14 protein-coding genes and 2 CRISPR repeat arrays are annotated in these 16,655 nt (G+C 71.2%); of the genes, 11 read left to right on the forward strand and 3 right to left on the reverse strand.

All coding sequences use genetic code 11. The features are described from left to right. Nucleotides 1-616: 616 nt before the first annotated feature. Nucleotides 617-1,316: a CRISPR direct-repeat array (repeat unit 29 nt; unit sequence GGAGCAATCCCCGCGAGCGCGGGGCCGAT). A gap of 289 nt (nucleotides 1,317-1,605) precedes the next feature. Further along, the gene (cutA, locus tag AC07AL_RS08300) at nucleotides 1,606-1,929 is read left to right on the forward strand and encodes a divalent-cation tolerance protein CutA (RefSeq protein WP_363629948.1); all 324 of its coding nucleotides are present in this window, start codon (nucleotides 1,606-1,608) and stop codon (nucleotides 1,927-1,929) included. Here the strand turns inward: cutA and AC07AL_RS08305 are convergent. After that, complete coding sequence (locus AC07AL_RS08305) at nucleotides 1,877-2,455, reverse strand: NsdA family TPR-like regulatory protein (protein ID WP_363629950.1); 579 nt, start codon at nucleotides 2,453-2,455, stop codon at nucleotides 1,877-1,879. The genes cutA and AC07AL_RS08305 overlap by 53 nt on opposite strands. Before the next feature lie 463 nt (nucleotides 2,456-2,918). On the opposite strand from AC07AL_RS08305, the gene AC07AL_RS08310 reads away from it, so the two are divergent. Next, entirely contained in the window at nucleotides 2,919-3,212 is a 294-nt protein-coding gene (locus AC07AL_RS08310; RefSeq protein ID WP_363583347.1) for a DUF6087 family protein, read from the forward strand. Between the two features lie 30 nt (nucleotides 3,213-3,242). Here the strand turns inward: AC07AL_RS08310 and AC07AL_RS08315 are convergent, their stop codons facing one another. Continuing rightward, complete coding sequence (locus AC07AL_RS08315; RefSeq protein ID WP_363629954.1) at nucleotides 3,243-3,389, reverse strand: helix-turn-helix domain-containing protein; 147 nt, start codon at nucleotides 3,387-3,389, stop codon at nucleotides 3,243-3,245. Between the two features lie 4 nt (nucleotides 3,390-3,393). Next, nucleotides 3,394-4,704: direct repeats of the CRISPR family, unit length 29 nt; unit sequence GGAGCAACCCCCGCGAGCGCGGGGCCGAC. Nucleotides 4,705-4,875: 171 nt separating this feature from the next. Here AC07AL_RS08315 and cas3 point away from each other — a divergent pair. The 9 genes from cas3 to AC07AL_RS08360 all read left to right on the forward strand — a co-directional run bounded on the left by cas3 (nucleotide 4,876) and on the right by AC07AL_RS08360 (nucleotide 15,901). Next, nucleotides 4,876-7,755, forward strand: coding sequence for a CRISPR-associated helicase Cas3' (cas3, locus tag AC07AL_RS08320; protein ID WP_478317208.1), 2,880 nt, complete (start codon nucleotides 4,876-4,878; stop codon nucleotides 7,753-7,755). A 915-nt stretch (nucleotides 7,756-8,670) separates the two neighbouring features. Beyond that, nucleotides 8,671-10,383, forward strand: coding sequence for a type I-E CRISPR-associated protein Cse1/CasA (gene casA / locus AC07AL_RS08325; protein ID WP_478317209.1), 1,713 nt, complete (start codon nucleotides 8,671-8,673; stop codon nucleotides 10,381-10,383). Further along, nucleotides 10,373-11,038, forward strand: a complete 666-nt coding sequence (casB, locus tag AC07AL_RS08330) for a type I-E CRISPR-associated protein Cse2/CasB (protein WP_363629960.1) — start codon at nucleotides 10,373-10,375, stop codon at nucleotides 11,036-11,038. Before casA ends, casB begins: the two co-directional genes overlap by 11 nt. Nucleotides 11,039-11,089: 51 nt before the next feature. Beyond that, the gene (gene cas7e, locus AC07AL_RS08335) at nucleotides 11,090-12,235 is read left to right on the forward strand and encodes a type I-E CRISPR-associated protein Cas7/Cse4/CasC (protein WP_478317210.1); all 1,146 of its coding nucleotides are present in this window, start codon (nucleotides 11,090-11,092) and stop codon (nucleotides 12,233-12,235) included. Beyond that, nucleotides 12,235-13,131 (forward strand): type I-E CRISPR-associated protein Cas5/CasD, encoded by an 897-nt coding sequence (gene cas5e / locus AC07AL_RS08340; protein WP_363629964.1) that lies wholly within the window; start codon nucleotides 12,235-12,237, stop codon nucleotides 13,129-13,131. The genes cas7e and cas5e overlap by 1 nt, the downstream gene beginning before the upstream one ends. Before the next feature lie 4 nt (nucleotides 13,132-13,135). Then, complete coding sequence (gene cas6e, locus AC07AL_RS08345; RefSeq protein WP_478317211.1) at nucleotides 13,136-13,912, forward strand: type I-E CRISPR-associated protein Cas6/Cse3/CasE; 777 nt, start codon at nucleotides 13,136-13,138, stop codon at nucleotides 13,910-13,912. 3 nt (nucleotides 13,913-13,915) lie between these two features. Next, nucleotides 13,916-14,938, forward strand: coding sequence for a type I-E CRISPR-associated endonuclease Cas1e (gene cas1e, locus AC07AL_RS08350; RefSeq protein ID WP_478317212.1), 1,023 nt, complete (start codon nucleotides 13,916-13,918; stop codon nucleotides 14,936-14,938). Continuing rightward, on the forward strand, nucleotides 14,935-15,213 hold the full coding sequence (cas2e, locus tag AC07AL_RS08355) for a type I-E CRISPR-associated endoribonuclease Cas2e (protein ID WP_331744407.1): 279 nt from the start codon (nucleotides 14,935-14,937) through the stop codon (nucleotides 15,211-15,213). Before cas1e ends, cas2e begins: the two co-directional genes overlap by 4 nt. A gap of 298 nt (nucleotides 15,214-15,511) precedes the next feature. Continuing rightward, on the forward strand, nucleotides 15,512-15,901 hold the full coding sequence (locus AC07AL_RS08360; RefSeq protein ID WP_363378571.1) for a RidA family protein: 390 nt from the start codon (nucleotides 15,512-15,514) through the stop codon (nucleotides 15,899-15,901). An 86-nt stretch (nucleotides 15,902-15,987) separates the two neighbouring features. Here the strand turns inward: AC07AL_RS08360 and AC07AL_RS08365 are convergent, their stop codons facing one another. Then, entirely contained in the window at nucleotides 15,988-16,614 is a 627-nt protein-coding gene (locus tag AC07AL_RS08365; protein WP_400808409.1) for a UbiX family flavin prenyltransferase, read from the reverse strand. Nucleotides 16,615-16,655 lie beyond the last annotated feature (41 nt).

Raw genomic sequence — 16,655 nt, forward strand, 5'->3', positions numbered from 1 at the left:
GTCCGGTCAGCAGTGTCCCGGCCGTCCCCCCCCCCCCCCCCCTCCCCTCCCCCACCCCCCCCCCCCCCCCCCCCCCCCCCCCCCCCCCCCCCCCCCCCCCCCCCCCCCCCCCCCCCCCCCGCCCCCGTACGGCGGGGTGGAGGACCTCATGCGGGTCTGGGTCGTACTGCACTCCCGGGTCCTCTGCATGTCGTGCGCCCGTCCCACCGGGATTGGCGGGACGTTCGGCAGCTAGGCCACTGGCCACGTCACGATGGTGACCCCCAGCAGGAGGAGGACGCGATGGGCGGCACAGTACCCCCAAACGCACAGGGCCGGTGGCAAGAGAAGGGCCGCGGCTCCCGAGGCCCGACCCGGGTACACAAACGCCCCACCATGCCGCCGGACGATATCCCGGCGGTACCGGAGGTTGAGGAGTACGAGATGAACCCGCAGAAGGACCCCAGCGGTGGCTCGGGCGGGATCGGTGGGCCGAAGTCACCGCCGGCCGCCCCGAAGACCCCGCCCCCGCCGAACGACCCGCCGCCGAACCCCGAGAAGTGACTCCCTGGCCGGCCGTACGGCGGTGCGACCGGCCAGGGCTTACCCGTGGAACAGGCGCCAGAGTGGCACACCAAGAGCAATCCCCGCGAGCGCGGGGCCGATGCCCGTCCCGAACGCGGTTTCCATGACTGCGCGGAGCAATCCCCGCGAGCGCGGGGCCGATCGGGCCCGGGAGGCGAGCATGCCCGCGGTCTCGGAGCAATCCCCGCGAGCGTGGGGCCGATAGCCGGCCCGTAACCGGAGCCCGGCGGGTGGCGGAGCAATCCCCGCGAGCGCGGGGCCGATGAGCTGGAGACCCTCAGCCCGGAGGAGCTGGAGGAGCAATCCCCGCGAGCGCGGGGTCGATCGATCCGGGCCTCGGCCGCGACCGCGACCGGTGGAGCAATCCCCGCGAGCGCGGGGCCGATATGCGGCTGAGGTCAGCCTCGCTGTACGGCAAGGAGCAATCCCCGCGAGCGCGGGGCCGATGCCGTGACGGTGGCGCCGTCGTACCCGGCGCCGGAGCAATCCCCGCGAGCGCGGGGCCGATGTCCGTTCCTCCGGCTTCTTCTTCGCCCTCGGGGAGCAATCCCCGCGAGCGCGGGGCCGATCGCGCGGCGAACCGTGAAGTCCGAGATTCCTCGGAGCAATCCCCGCGAGCGCGGGGCCGATGCCACCCTCCGCGAGGTCATCCGAGAGAAGTGGGAGCAATCCCCGCGAGCGCGGGGCCGATCGCGGGTCCGGCCCGGCGCGGGGACGGCGATAGGAGCAATCCCCGCGAGCGCGGGGCCGATACTTCCTGACCTGCGGTGATTAGCGGGCGAGGGGCCTGATTGATTCAGTTCGATTGGTAGAGGGCTCGTCGAACAGCCGATGCGTTGTTGCCATCTCTCCTTGTCCCAGGGCTGGTTGTCGGTGTCGTGGCCTACGCTCTCGAAGCGTACTCGTACGTGGAGGTTGAGACGATGCTTGAGGACCGTTGGCAGTGGTATCCGCCCGAGGTCAGGGGCTGGCTGGGCGCGTTGTGGGGTAGGTCTGCCGGGCAGAGTGGGGGCGGCGGTTGATGCCGGGTACCGTCACGGTATGACGACCGGTGACTTCGTTGTGGTGACGACGACCCATGACGACGAGACGAAGGCCCGTGAGCTCGCCTCGGCGGTGATCCGTGACCGCCTGGCCGCGTGTGCGCAGGTCTACCGCGTCCAGTCCGTCTACTGGTGGGACGGCAGGGTGCAGGACTCCGCCGAGTGGCGGATCGACTTCAAGTCCCGGGCGAACCTGGCTGATCGGCTGTCCGCGCGCATCGTTGAGCTGCACTCCTACGACACGCCGGAGGTCGTCGGGGTGCCGGTGATCACTGGATCCGCCGCCTACCTGGACTGGGTGGCCGCAGAGACGCGAAGCTGATCGGCAGTTGCTCCAAGGAGGCCCGGATCTCGTCTCGAAAGGCCTGGGCCGCCGGCGATGCCGGGAGTTGGTCGGCCAGTGCGGACAGCCGTACTCGACCCATGGTCGTCTGGGCTTCGAGCGTGGCGGCGAGGGCGCGGCGGCCGATCTCGACGGCCTGGTCGACGGCGCCCGCCGTGAGGTAGCCGGCCGCGACGTCTCCGAGCACTGCGACCCTGATCTTCCGGTCGTCTTCGCCCGGGTCGGCCAGGGTCTGGTCTGCGGCCGCGCCGAGGTCTCGGTGTCGCAGCTTGGCGTAGGTCGCCACCGTCATTGAGCTGAGGCGTGCTTCGCCGAAGAAGGAAAACCAGGCCGGAGCGGTGTCGGGCTCCGCGTAGTCGAAGGCAGTCCGGGCGCGGTCCAGTGCACGCAGTGCCGACTCCCTGTCGCCGTCCGCTGCGGCCTCCTCGGCTTCCCGTGCGGCGAGCCAGGCCCGGGCCGCTTCCAGGCCTCGGCCCCGGACATTCTCCTGTGCAGCGGCGAGCATCTGCCGAGCCGTTGCTGCATCCACCCCGTACGAGGCGTAGCCCAGGGCGAGGGCATGCAGCGGGCCGTGTCCGGCGCGGTCGGCCGCGAGTCGAGCCGTCCGGTAGTAGTGACCGGCGCGCGAGTAGTCGCCGAGGTCCCAATAGGTCCATCCGGCCAGAGCCGCGGTCTCTCCAGCGGCGATGGTGAGCGCGCCCCGGTGGGTGACTGCGTTCGGCAGGACCGCAGTGATGTGGTCGATATGCGTGGACAGGTGCGCGGCGAGCAGTCGAGCCGGGATGTGTTCCTCGTCCCCGAACTGTCGAACGCTGGGAGAAGGTCGGTAGCCCGGGACAGGCCGCGTTCGGCCTCATGGTGAGCGGCGAGGACCAGCGGGTCTGGATCGGGGATCCGAGCGGCCCGAGCTGGCTCCTCCCCGGCTGACTGCCGGTACTCTGGGCTGCCCCGTCGCGGAGGAGGACCAGATGGACGAGGACGAACCCCTGGGGCAGTGGGCAGCGCGGCGGGACGCGCGGCGTCGGCCGGTCGGCGAACTCAAGGCCGCGACCATCGGCCACGAGACCGCACCGGCCCACCTGTACCAGGACGCACCTCGACTCATCTCCTGCTGGGACGGCTACCAGTGGGTACCGGAGACGATCGCGCCGAACTACGCTGCCGCACAGCGCCTCCTGCACGGCATCGACGGCGACGGGGTGATTCCGATGTCTTCGGCTCGACCTCCGAAGAAGCCGGCGGGGAAGCATCGCAAGCCCTGACCGGCCGTACCACGGTGCGGCCGGTCAGCGTCATCCATCACGGAGCAGTCGCCGGAGCGGCACCCCGATCGCACGGGCGATCGCGCTGAACTTGTCGAGCGTGGGCGGCACGGGCCCGTTCTCGAACCGGCCGACGGTCCGCCTGTCCAGTCCGGCCTGCTGCGTCTCTATGGGCACACACGGGGGAGCCCCCGTGAGCGCGGGGTCGACGCCAGCTGAGCCCGGGTCTCCGCGAGTTGCCGGGAGCAATCCCCGCGAGCGCGGGGCCGACGGCTGGCTCGCTGCCTACTCCGACGGCGGCGGGGAGCAACCCCCGCGAGCTCGGGGCCGACGGCGCTGAATGCTGGGGCAGCGACACCGAGCTGGAGCAACCCCCGCGAGCGCGGGGCCGACATGGTCCACGGGGCGAGGCCTGCGCGGCTCAGGGAGCAACCCCCGCGAGCGCGGGGCCGCCCTACTCCCGGCTGCTCAAGCTGCTGACCCACCCGGAGCAACCCCCGCGAGCGCGGGGCCGACGCTCCACGGGTCGCCGATCGCGGGCAGCACCGGGAGCAACCCCCGCGAGCGCGGGGCCGACCAACTGCTGGCGCTGGTGGAGTACGACCGCACGGAGCAACCCCCTCGAGCGCGGGGCCGACTGCCACGGGTACGGCGTCCACCGATCCCAACGCGAGCAACCCCCGCGAGCGCGGGGCCGACTCCGTACGATCTGGGTCACGACGGTGGAGCCGGGAGCAACCCCCGCGAGCGCGGGGCCGACCTGGAGATCGTGATCATGAACAACGGTGGACTCGAGCAACCCCCGCGAGCGCGGGGCCGACCTCCAGTCGGCCCACCTGCTCCTGGACCTGCCGGAGCAACCCCCGCGAGCGCGGGGCCGACCCCGCCTGCTGCTCGCCGCATCGGCCCTCGCGGGAGCAACCCCCGCGAGCGCGGGGCCGACATCCGGCCGCACTGCGGGCACGCGGACGCACCGGAGCAACCCCCGCGAGCGCGGGGCCGACTGGTAGGTGGTGGGGTTCAACTCGGTCTCCCTGGAGCAACCCCCGCGAGCGCCGGGCCGACGTGGTAGCGGACCCAGAATGGGGCCGCGCCGTGGAGCAACCCCCGCGAGCGCGGGGCCGACGGAGTGGCCTCCGCCCCCGATTGCGGGGCGCAGGAGCAACCCCCGCGAGCGCGGGGCCGACTCATCGACCAGCAGCACGGGCTCCTTCGGCTGGGAGAAACCCCCGCGAGCGCGGGGCCGACCCCGGGTGCTGGAGCTTCCAGGCGAGGACGGCGGAGCAACCCCCGCGAGCGCGGGGCCGACAAGGCCTACCTCGGCATCCCGATGACCACCGCGGAGCAACCCCCGCGAGCGCGGGGCCGACATGCCGCACTCTCATCGTAGAAGGCCATTATGGGAGCAACCCCCGCGAGCGCGGGGCCGACCAGCACCGCGGTCAGCTCCGGTTCGCCGAGCGGGAGCAACCCCCGCGAGCGCGGGGCCGACACTTTCTGACCTGCGGTGATTAGCGGCCGAGGGGCCTGATTGATTCAGTTCGACCGGATGACGGCCCGGAGGGGAGCTGATGTATGACCGTCATATTTCTTTGCTCCGAGGTGAGTTGTCAGTGGGGTGTCCTAGGCTCTCGAAGCGTACCTGCGTGTGGAGGTTGAGGCGATGGTTGAGGACCGTTGGCAGTGGTACCCGCCCGAGGTCAGGGGCTGGCTGGGTGCGCTGTGGGGTAAGTCGGCCGGGCGGGCCGGGGGAACGGCCAATCTCCTGCTGTCGCACATGCTGGACACTGCGGCGGTGGCAGAGATCCTCTGGGACCGCTACCTGCCGCCGGTGACGCGGTGGCGTCTGGACGCTCTCGCGGGGGGCACGGGTAAGGGGCGGCGTCTGTTCGCCTGGTTGTGCGGGATTCATGACTGTGGCAAGGCCACCCCGGTGTTTCAGCATCTCGACGCCGCCGGTGAGGCAGCGGTCCGTCAAGCGGGGCTCACCTGGGACAAGTACGCAGTGAAGGGGGCGTCTTGGCGGCATGACAAAGCCGGTGCCCGGGTGCTGAGGGCGCTGCTTACTGACGCGAAGTGGCATGAGGAACAGGTCGGTTGGGTCTGGCCGTTGGTCGCCGGCCACCACGGTTTGATCCCGACGCTGGGGCAGCTGAGGCCACCGAAGAAGAACGAAAAGCTGCAAGGCAGCAGCCAGCCCTGGAAGCTCGCGCAGTCGGCGCTGGTGGAGGTGTTCTCGCGGGAGCTCGGCTATGAGGGGAAGTCGCCGCTGGCTGCGGTGGAGCCGGCGCTGGTGCCGAGCCGCGCGGCGCAGCTTCAGCTGTCCGGCTTCGTGGTGATGGCGGACTGGATCGCCAGCGACGAGCGGCACTTCACGGGTGTGTCCGACCTGGCGAAGGTGGCGATGCCTCAAGCGCGGCAGCGGGCCGCGGCGGCGTGGTCGAGGCTCGAACTGCGCGGTGGATGGGGAGCGTTGGCGGCGCCCGGCCCGGAGACGTTTCGGGACCGGTTCGGCCACGGGACCAGGCCCTCGCAGGAGTTGGTCCTCGACGTGGTGCGTCGGATGGGCGGGCCCGGTCTGGCGATCGTCGAGGCGCCGATGGGGGAGGGGAAGACGAAGGCGGCTCTGGCGGCGGCCGAGCTGATGGCAGCGCGTCACGGTGCGGACGGGGTGTTCCTGGGCATGCCGACCCAGGCGACGGCGGACCCGATGTTCACCCAGGTCCGGTCGTGGCTGCGCGAGGTCGGCGATGGGCTGGAGGGCCAGGTCGCGCTGCTGCACGGCAAGCGGATGTTCAACAAGGAGTGGCGCGGCCTGCTGGAGGGCGCGGGGGAGTGGGGGCAGGACGCCGACGACCTCTTCTCGTCGGTGGGAGAAGACGAGTTCGGCATGCAGACCGACTGCTTCGACGGTTGTGTGGACGGGGAACGTAGAGCCCCCGCCGAGTGGTTCCTCGGGCGTCGCCGTGGTCTGCTGAGCCCGTTCGCGGTCGGCACCATCGACCAGCTCCTCTACGCCGCGACCCGGACCAAGCACGTGATGCTGCGGATGGCCGGGCTGGTGGGCAAGGTCGTGATCCTCGACGAGGTCCACGCCGCCGACGTCTACATGTCGCAGTTCCTGCTGGAGGGCCTGTGGTGGCTCGGGCAGGCCGGCGTGCCGGTGGTGCTGTTGTCGGCGACGCTGCCGCCGGAGCAGAGGCGTCGCCTGGTCGCCGCCTACCTGGCCGGTACGCAGTCGGCGGAGGTCTCGGCGGCCCTGGAGCTTCCCGAGCCGGAGGGCTATCCGAGCGTCACGGCGGCCTGGGCGGGGCCGGATGGGCAGCCGGAAGTGCTGGTGGAGGGCACCGCGTCCTGGCGTGAGGACCTTCAGGTGCGGGTCGAGGTGCTCGACGAGCAGCCGACGCGGACCGACGCCCAAGTCGCGCAGGATGCCGCCGTGGTCGACTATCTGAGGGAGCGGCTGGTCGACGGTGGGTGCGTCCTGGTCATCCGGAACACCGTGGCCCGCGCCCAGTCCGCGTTCGAGGCCCTTCACAAGGAGTTCGGCGCTGATGTCCGGCTCCTGCACGGGCGCCTGCACGCCGGCCACCGGGCGGACCGTACGCAGGAGGTGCTGAAGCTCCTCGGACCGCCGGCCGCGGGATCCGGGCGTCCCGGCAGGATGATCGTCGTCGCGACCCAGCTCGCGGAGCAGTCCTTCGACGTCGACGCCGATCTGTTGATCACCGACCTCGCTCCGATGGACCTGCTCCTCCAGCGCATCGGACGCCTCCACCGTCACGACGGCGTGCAGCGCCCCCGCCGGCTGTCCCGGCCCACCGTCGCCATCACCGGTGTGCACTTCGACGACGACGGCGCCCCGCAGATCCTGCGCGACTCGGAGGGGATCTACGGCCGCTACCTCCTGCTGCGTACGGCCGCAGAGGTCGAGCGGACGGCGAAGGCCGGCGCAGGCGCGTGGAGCATCCCCGGCCAGGTGCCGGAGCTGGTCGCCCGGGTCTACGGCACCGATCCCGTCGTCCCGGCGGAGTGGGGCGAGGCCGAGGCACAGGCCCGGCAGGACTGGGAGAAGCGGCAGGCCAAACGCCGCGAGGAAGCCGCCCAGTACGTCCTGACCCGCGCCGGGGAGCACGGTTCGCAGACTCTGGCCGGTCTGCACTACGGAGCCCACGGCACGCTGACAGAGGGACAGTTCGAGGCACTCGTCCGGGACGGGGACCGGAGCGTGGAGGCCGTGCTGGTGCGCCGCACCGGGGAAGACTTCCACGCGATGACGGGCCGTAAGATCGGCCCCAACGGGACGGTCGCGGCCGAGATGGTGGACGACGTGCTCTCCGGGACGGTGCGCCTGCCCACCAAACTGACAAAGACTGCCGAGCAGGCGCTCGGTCCGCTGCCGGGCTGGCGCGACCATCCATGGCTGCGATACAGCCTGGCCCTCGAACTCGACGAGCAAGGCGAAGCAGCCCTCGGTGACTTCCAACTGCGCTACGACGACCTGCTCGGCCTCGTGGTGAGCGGAGGACGTCCGTATCGGTAGAGCGCGTGGGCGGAGCAGGCATGATGCCGTCTCCGCCCACGCATTCCCCAACCCCGCGAGCGCGGGACCAACAAGTGGATGCCTTCGTGGAGCTGAGCTACATCGGGGCGATCCCCGCGAACGCGGGGCCGGGCGAGGAGCGGGCCTGCCATTAGCTGCAAGCTCGGACCCCGGAGAGTGTGTTGGTCGCGATTAACACCTATTGGTGATGCCGAGAAGTGAACTTATGGGGTCGCCTGCGCCGCGGGAGACCGGACGGCCCGCCTGACCGGCTCATTTCAGTGCGGCCGCCGACGGCACGGGGGGTGAAGCCAATGATGATCAGGACGATGGCAGTGATCACCAGGTTGGAGCTTTGACCGAACGCGCCAGCAGCTGCGCCCTTGACTACGCAGGCTGCGACGGCCGCAGTCAGGGCGGCCACGCCCTTGTTCTGACGTTGATGACGTGCAAAGATGTTGAGGATGCTGACGCGGACGCGGGCATCACGGATTGGGAGCGACACTGGTCCTCCTGGTCTGATTTGCGAACGGGCGCCCCATTCAGCTTCCTAGGGCAGGGGGCGCCCCTTCGTCGTTCCGGTGAGACCACAGTAGCGCACATCTGACGCAGCTTGTCTCGCCTGACAGAAGGTCAATACGTATTGATCATCCTGTAGTTGAGCCACATCGTTGTGACCAGCATGCTCGACAGTGGGCATCCGTTTGCTGAAGTCGAAACTGCTGACGATCTGTCCCCATTGCCGTGAGCCTGATGTACGGCCGACGTGCGTGCCGTGCCATGGCTGTCAGGGGCTGGCCATCCCCGCGCGCCAAACCTGTGGGGCTGAGTGGTAATTGAAGCATTACTCCACACCCGGCCGCGCCCGATGCCAGGATGGCACTGAACTAGCAAGGCCAGTTGGGAGATCTACGCGTGCCTGGGTACAACCTTGTCGAGGAACCGTGGCTGACGGTACGACCCGTCGGTGGCGGGCCCCCCGTGCAGGTGGGGATCGCTGAGGCCCTGGCCCGGGCCTACGAGTTCGAGGGCCTCGTCGTGGAGTTCTCCACCCAGCTGCCGGCCGTCCTGCGTCAGGTCCTGCTGCCCGTCGTCGCCGATGCCACCGGCGCGCCCCAGAGCCCCGGGGAGAAGGGTGAGCGGCTCACCCGGGGCGGATTCACGAAGGACGAGCTGGGCAGCCTGGAGACCTACCTCTCCGATCACCACGCGAAGTTCGACCTCTTCGACCCCGCCGCCCCGTTCGGGCAGGTCGCCGGGCTGCGCACCGCCAAGGACGAGACGAAGGGCTCCGCCGCCCTGGTGGCGACCGCGGCGAGCGGCAACAACGTCCCGCTGTTCGGCACCCGTACCGACGCGGATCCGCTCGACCTGACGCCGGCGCAGGCCGCCCACTGGCTCGTGCACGCCCACTGCTGGGACACCGCGGCGATCAAGACCGGCGTCGTCGGTGATGACCAGGTCAAGGCGGGCAAGACGACCGGGAACCCCACCGGCCCGCTCGGCCAGCTCGGCGTCATCATCCCCACCGGGCGCACCCTGTACGAGACCCTCCTGCTGAACCTTCCGCTCACCCCGCCCGACAACCTCGGCCTCCCGCAGTGGAAACGCGCCCCGCACGGCCCCGCCTGGCAGCCCCGCGCGGCCGAAGGCCTCCTCGACCTGTGGACCTGGCAGGCCCGGCGGATCCGCCTCATCCCGCACCAGGACGAGGCCGGGCAGCTGAAGGTGGCCCGGGTCGTCATCAGCGCGGGGGACCGGCTGACGCCCATGCCCGAGCAGGAGCCCCACACCGCCTGGACCTTCACCGCCCCCGCCAAGAAGTCCGCCTCCGCCCTGCCCGAGCGCAGGCCGCGCCGCCACACCCAGGGCAAGGCCGCCTGGCGCGGCCTGGAGGCCCTTCTCACGCCCACTCGCCAGGGCCTCGACGGCGGCTTCGAGACCAGCATCCTGCTCGACCAGATCAGCGCCCTGCAAGAGGACGACCAACTCCCCGCCGACTACCCGCTGCAGGTCGAGACCTTCGGCATGGTCTACGGCACCCAGTCCGCGATCGTCGAGGACGTCATCCACGACGCCATCCCCCTGCCGCTGCTCGCCCTCCAGCAGGACAGCGAGGCCCAACTGCTCCTCCTGGACGTCGCCGAGCAGGCGGAACGACTCGCCCAGGCCGTCAGCAACCTCTCCGCCGACCTGCGCCGGGCCGCCGGAACGGACCCCATCCCCTGGGACAAGGGCCAGCGACCGGGCGAACTCCTCCTGCACACCCTCGACCCCCTGGTGCGCCGCCTGCTCGCCGGCGTCTGCACCGCCGGCGCAGACGACGAGGCTCTGGAGCGGGGCCGGCTCGCATGGGAACAACTCGCCCACCGCCAGGCGTGGGACGCGGCGAACACGCTCCTGCTGGCCGCACCCGCCACCACCTTCGGCGGCCGCACGATCAGCCAGGGCGGCAAGGCGGGCAAGACGCAGACCTACAGGCTCGGCACCGCGGGCGCCAACTTCCGGCGCCGGCTCGACGAGATCCTTCCCCGGTACGCCGATGCCCTACGGGAAGCGGCCGCCGCGCGGGCGGCCGAGACCGGCCCCGCCCTCGACCACGACCCCGGAGCGGACTTTGACGACTGAGCACACCGCCGCGGCTGCCGCTGAGCACACCGCCGCCGCTGAGCACACCGCTGCGACTGGGAACGCCGCCGCCGCCCGACGGCGCCGGTACTGGGACGAGTTCACCGGCCCCGACCACAACTGGCGGTACGACCCCCGCACCAAGCAACCACGCCGGCCGCCCGGCGAGGACCTGGCGGCCCTGCGCTCCGGCCTCGGACGTCCCGTCATGGACAGCCCCAAGATGTGGCCGCTCTACAGCTGCGAGGTCAACGACGTCCTCGCGCTGCGCGACGAGGTCTCCGACGAGCAGAAGGCCGAGCACGCCGCGCTGGCCCTCTACGGCCTGCACCAGCAGAGCCAGTCCAAGCCGATGCACCGCCGTGGCGTCAAGCTCGGGGAGGCGCTGCGAGTGCTGCGCCGGAGCGGCAAGGTCAGCGAGGAGGCGCTCGACACCCGGGTCGCGCAACTCGCGGGCGCCACCAGCGTGTCCGCGCTGCTGGTCCACCTACGTGGCCTGATCACCCAACTGCGTTCCATCACACAGCCGTTGGACTACAGCCACCTGATGGCCGACATCCAGGCCTGGCACAGCACCGACCGGCGCCCGCAGGTCCGCCTCAAGTGGGCGATCGGCTACCAGGCGTGGAAGGACAAGACGCCCGCCGACAGCTGATCACCCCCCGCCGCACCCGTCGCCGGCACCACCACCCCCGAGGAGAAGCGCATGACCGCCCGCCTCTACATCGACGTCCACATCCTGCAGACCGTCCCGCCGGCCAACCTCAACCGGGACGACAACGGCAACCCCAAGGAGGCGTACTTCGGCGGCAAGCGCCGCTCGCGCGTCTCCTCCCAGGCCTGGAAGCGTGCCACCCGCATCCACTTCGCCGAGAGCCGCGACCGGCAGGACCTCGCCACCCGCACCAAGCGGATCGCCGCCCAGCTCGCCAAGGGCATCACCGAGCGCACCGGCATCGAGGCCGAGGACGCGCAGCGGATCGCCGACGCCCTGATCAAGTCGACCGGGATCTCCGCCGGCAAGAAGGAGGGCGACACCGCCTACCTGCTCTTCTACGGGCGCCGCCAGCTGGACGGCATCGTCGACCTGGTCGCCGACACCGCCGCCGACCTCGCCGCCCTCGACGCCAAGGCCCTCGACGAGGCCGTCAAGGCCCTGCCGGTCAAAGAGCAGCTGCAGAGCGGCCACCCGGCCGACGTCGCGCTCTTCGGCCGGATGGTCGCCGACATCCCCGGCCTGAACGTCGACGCCGCCACCCAGGTGGCGCACGCGATCTCCACCCATGCCACCGAACTCGAATTCGACTACTACACGGCCGTCGACGACGAGAACACCGCCGACGAGACCGGCGCCGGCATGATCGGCACCATCGGCTTCAACTCCGCCACCCTCTACCGCTACGCGACCGTGGGCCTGCACCAGCTGCGCGGCAACCTCGGTGACGACAAGGCCGCCGTCGACGCCGTCGACCTGTTCGTCGACTCCTTCGCCCGGTCCATGCCCACCGGCTACGGAAACTCCTTCGCGCACCGCACCCGCCCCAGCCTGGTGGCCGTCGTCGTGCGCGCCGACCAGCCCGTGAACCTCGTGTCCGCCTACGAGAACCCCGTCCCGGCGAGCCGGGGCATCGTCGCCGAGTCCGCGCGCCGCCTCGCCGTGGAGTTCGCCACCGCCACCGAGCAGTGGGGAGACAGCCCGCTGTACGTCGGCATCTGCCACACCCTCGGCGCGGACACCGGCGTCGACGACCCCGCGCAGCAGCTGGCGGAGGCCTTCGGCGCGAACCGCACCTTCACCGAGCTGCGCGACGGCCTGCGCACCGCCCTCACCGAGCGGGTGAACGACAACTGATGCCCGCCGACCCGACCCCCACCACCACCCCCGCACCGGCCCCGGAGCAGGCGGAGGACCAGGCGGTCCTCGTCCTGCGCCTGGCCGGGCCGCTCCAGTCCTGGGGTGACCGCAGCGCCTTCAACCGCCGCGACACCCCGCCCCAGCCGACCAAGTCCGGCGTCGTCGGCCTGCTCGCCGCCGCCGCCGGACTCCCCCGCGAAGCGGACATCACCGGCCTGGTCGGCCTGCGCCTGGGCGTGCGCATCGACCAGCCCGGCACGCTGCTGCGCGACTACCACACCGTCAGCGACTACCGGGGCCGCCCGCTGCCGCAGAGCGGCGTCAACGCCAAGGGCATCCAGAAGCCGACCTCCCCGGCCAAGGACACCCACGTCACCCACCGCTACTACCTCCAGGACGCGGTGTTCGTCGCCGCCGTCCAGGGCCCGGCCGGCCTCGTCGCGACGCTCGCCGAGGCGATCCGCCGCCCCGCCTTCCCGCTCGCCCTCGGCCGCCGCTCCTGCGTCCCCACCCAGCCGATCGCCCTCGGCACCGTGCGCACCGGAGCCCTGGAGGAAGTGCTGGCGGACGAGCCCTGGCAGGCGGGCACCGCCGTCAAGGCCGCCTACCGCCGCCGGGCCGAACGCGGTCCGGATCCGTTCTCGCCGCACCGGATCGACCTGGCCGCGACCTTCGACGACCCGGCCGGCGACGACACCTCGCAGGACGTCCCGCGCTCCTTCGCGCCCCGCGAACGCGGCTTCACCACCCGGCGGATCCGCCACGCCTGGCTCAACGTCCCCACCGGCCTCGCCCCGTCCGCCCTGTCTGCCGCGTCCACCCCGCCCACCACGACCGCCCAACCGGCCACTGCGGCCGGCGGCCACGACCCGTTCGCCCTGCTGGGCTGGTGACCAGATGACCTACCTCTCCCGCGTCCGCATCAACCCCCTGCGCGCCGCCAGCCGCACCCTGCTCGCCAACCCCCGCGCCCTGCACGGCGCCGTCACAGCCGGTGTCCCCGACATCGCCCCCGGCGACCGGATCCTGTGGCGCCTCGACACCGACCACCCGCGCCGCCCCACGCTGCTGGTCCTCACCCCCTCCAAACCCGACTGGACCCACATCGTCGAACAGGCGGGCTGGCCCGACACCGAAGGCGAGCACTACGCGGTCCACGACTACAGCCCGCTGCTCGCCCAGCTCGCCGTCGGCCGCGAGTTCGCCTTCCGCCTCAAGGCCAGCCCCGTCCAGAACACCTCCAAGCCCGCCAAGACGAGCCCCCACCGCACCAAGACCGCCGCCGAACTCCACCACCGCTCCTACCGCATGGCCCACCGCACCGCCGCCCAGCAGCTCACCTGGTTCCTCGAACGCACCCAGCGCTGGGGCTTCACCATCCCCGAAGCCCGCACCGACAGCGCGGCACCGGGCCTCGAACCGTCGGCCCCGGACACCCCCGCAGAGGCGCAGCAGCCCGCGCGGGAGGCCCGGATCACCGACCGCAGCCGCAGCACCTTCACCAAGCCCGGCACCCGCACCCCGGTCACCCTCACCACCGCCACCTTCGAAGGCCGGCTGCGCATCACCGACCCAGGCCTCCTCCAGACCGCCCTCCTCGGCGGCATCGGCCCCTCCAAGGCCTACGGCTGCGGTCTGCTCACCCTCGCCCCGCTGTCGACCGGACACCACTGACCGATGGCCGACATCTGGTGGAAAGCCCACCCCCACGACCTGCACCGCCTCGCCGACCGCGTCTCCAGCGTCTACGTCGAGCGCAGCCACATCGACCGCGACGAGAACGCCGTCGTCGTCATCAACAAGCGCGAGACCGTCCGGGTCCCGGCCGCCATGGTCGCCGTGATGCTCCTCGGCCCGGGCACCCGCATCACCCACGGCGCCGTCAACCTGCTCGCCGACTCCGGCACCACCGTGTGCTGGGTCGGCGAGCAGGGCGTGCGGATGTACGCCGCAGGACTCGGCCCCAGCCGTGGCGCGGCCCTCCTCAACCGGCAGGCCTGGCTGGTCAGTCGCACCAAGGAACGCCTCGCCGTCGCCCGGACCATGTACCGCATGCGCTTTCCCGGCGAGGACGTCAGCGCCGCCACCATGCAGCAACTGCGCGGCCGCGAGGGCGCTCGTATCCGCAAGCTCTACCAGGCCGAGTCCCGGCGCACCGGCGTCCCCTGGAACGGCCGGGTCTACAAGGCCGGCGACGCCTACGCCGCCGGCGACGACCTCAACCGCCTCCTGTCGGCCGGCAACGCGGCCCTCTACGGGATCTGCCACGCGGTCATCACCGGCCTGGGCGCCAGCCCCGGCCTCGGCTTCGTCCACACCGGCCTGGCGACCTCGTTCGTCCTCGACATCGCGGACCTCTACAAGGCCGAATACACCATCCCCCTCGCCTTCGACCTCGCCGAGCAGGGCCACACCGAGGAACGCGACGCCCGGCTCGGCCTGCGCGACCGCATCGCCCATGACAAGCTGCTCGGCCGCATCGTCCACGACGTCAAGGCCCTCCTCAGCCCGGACGGCACCGACATGCCGGACGTCGAGGTCAACGAACTCTGGGACGAACGCGTCGGCACGGTCCAGGGCGGCGTCAACTGGTCCGGGACGGAAGGCACACCGACGCCCCCAGTCTCCGACCCGGGCATGGGAGACGAACACCTGGCCATCATCGGCCCGGAGTTCACCCAGGACACGGACAGCCCATGACCGTCATCATCCTCATCGCCGCCCCCGAAGGCCTGCGCGGCCACCTCACCCGCTGGATGGTCGAAGTCAACGCCGGCGTCTTCGTCGGCACCCCCAGCCGCCGCATCCGCGACCGCCTCTGGGACCTCCTCGCCACCCGCATCGGCGACGGCCAAGCCGTCCTCGTCGAACCCGCCACCAACGAACAGGGCTGGACCGTCCGCACCGCCGGCAAGGACCGCTGGAAGCCCGTCGACTTCGACGGACTGATCCTCTCAGCCCGCTCCCGCCGATAAACCCGCAGGTCACGAAGCATCGGCCCCGCACGCGCGGGGATTGCTCCGCGGGTCCCGCAGACGAGGCACAGGCCCAGCTATCGGTCCCGCACGCGCGGGGATTGCTCCGTGGACCGAGGACATCGACGACGACGGCTCAGTATCGGCCCCGCACGCGCGGGGATTGCTCCAGCCCGACGACCGTGGACACCAGGCCGCTGAGATCGGCCCCGCACGCGTGGGGACGGGCTGCTTCAGGGGCGAAGTGCCCGGTGGAGGGCCTGTTTTCAGATGTGCGGTGCTCTGGGAGCATGGTGCGATGGATCATCGGCAGATAGTCAGTTCCGGCTCGCCTCTCGAACCTCAGATCGGCTTTTCCCGGGCAGTCCGCAAGGGGTCACACGTTGCAGTCGCGGGGACTGCTCCCATCGGGGACGGTGGGACGACGGTGGGGAAGGGCGATGTGTACGCCCAGACTGTCAGGTGTCTGGACATTGCGGAGGCCGCGCTGAAGGAGGCGGGGGCGTCGTTGGGGGACGTTGTGCGGACCCGTCTCATGCTCACCGATGTGACGCGCTGGAAGGAGGCCGCGCGAGCGCACGGGGAGCGGTTCGCGTCGGTCCGTCCGGTCTGCACCGTCGTTGAGGTTTCACGTTTCATCGATCCCGAATGGCTCGTTGAAGTGGAGATCGACGCCATCCTCGACTGATTCCGAAGAGCGCTGGTCGCGGCCACACGTGGGTGGCTGCGACCAGCGCTGTGGTGTTTCGTAGCGGGGGGGTGTGCCGCGCGATGCTAGGGGTGGTGGCGGCGGGTGTCGGCCAGGCCCTGCCAGCGTTCCGCGATGTCGGCGGTGCCTGCGGGGAGGTCGAACTGGTCGAGGATGCGCATGACGATGTGGTCGACGAGGTCGCCGATGCCGTTCGGGATGTCGTAGAAGGCCGGCATCGGGGGGACGATGCGTACGCCCATCCGGGAGAGCGCGAGCATGTTCTCCAGGTGGATCTCGTTGAGGGGTGTCTCCCGGGGCACGAGGACCAGTGGGCGCCGTTCCTTGAGCGTGACGTCGGCTGCGCGGGCGATGAGGTTGTCGGCCATGCCGTGCCGGACGGCCGCGAGCGTCTTCATGCTGCACGGGACGATGGCCATGCCCGCGACCGGGTAGGAGCCGGAGGAGATGGTGGCGCCGAGGTCGCCGAACTTGTGTGTAACGTCGGCGAGTTCGGCGAAGCGCCGGGCGCTGTAGGGCGTCTCCACCTCGATGGTGGAGCGGGCCCAGGTGCTCAGGACGAGGTGGGTCTCCACCTGCGGTACCTCGCGCAGGACCTGTAGCAGGCGGACGGCGATCGGGGCGCCGGTGGCGCCGGTGACTCCGATGACGAGGCGGGTGGCGGGGGGTGTGGTGGGGGGTGTGGCGGACACAATGTGCTCCTGGCGTAGGGGGGAAGGGCCGGAGGGGAGGG

This window comes from Kitasatospora sp. NPDC043949, from assembly GCF_056435365.1.

Coding starts and splice junctions, on each gene's coding strand:
- cutA (WP_363629948.1), top strand. CDS start 1,606: ATGACGACCGGTGACTTCGTTGTGGTGACGACGACCCATGACGACGAG.
- AC07AL_RS08305 (WP_363629950.1), bottom strand. CDS start 2,455: ATGCTCGCCGCTGCACAGGAGAATGTCCGGGGCCGAGGCCTGGAAGCG.
- AC07AL_RS08310 (WP_363583347.1), top strand. CDS start 2,919: ATGGACGAGGACGAACCCCTGGGGCAGTGGGCAGCGCGGCGGGACGCG.
- cas3 (WP_478317208.1), top strand. CDS start 4,876: ATGGTTGAGGACCGTTGGCAGTGGTACCCGCCCGAGGTCAGGGGCTGG.
- cas7e (WP_478317210.1), top strand. CDS start 11,090: ATGACCGCCCGCCTCTACATCGACGTCCACATCCTGCAGACCGTCCCG.
- cas5e (WP_363629964.1), top strand. CDS start 12,235: ATGCCCGCCGACCCGACCCCCACCACCACCCCCGCACCGGCCCCGGAG.
- cas6e (WP_478317211.1), top strand. CDS start 13,136: ATGACCTACCTCTCCCGCGTCCGCATCAACCCCCTGCGCGCCGCCAGC.
- cas1e (WP_478317212.1), top strand. CDS start 13,916: ATGGCCGACATCTGGTGGAAAGCCCACCCCCACGACCTGCACCGCCTC.
- cas2e (WP_331744407.1), top strand. CDS start 14,935: ATGACCGTCATCATCCTCATCGCCGCCCCCGAAGGCCTGCGCGGCCAC.
- AC07AL_RS08360 (WP_363378571.1), top strand. CDS start 15,512: ATGGATCATCGGCAGATAGTCAGTTCCGGCTCGCCTCTCGAACCTCAG.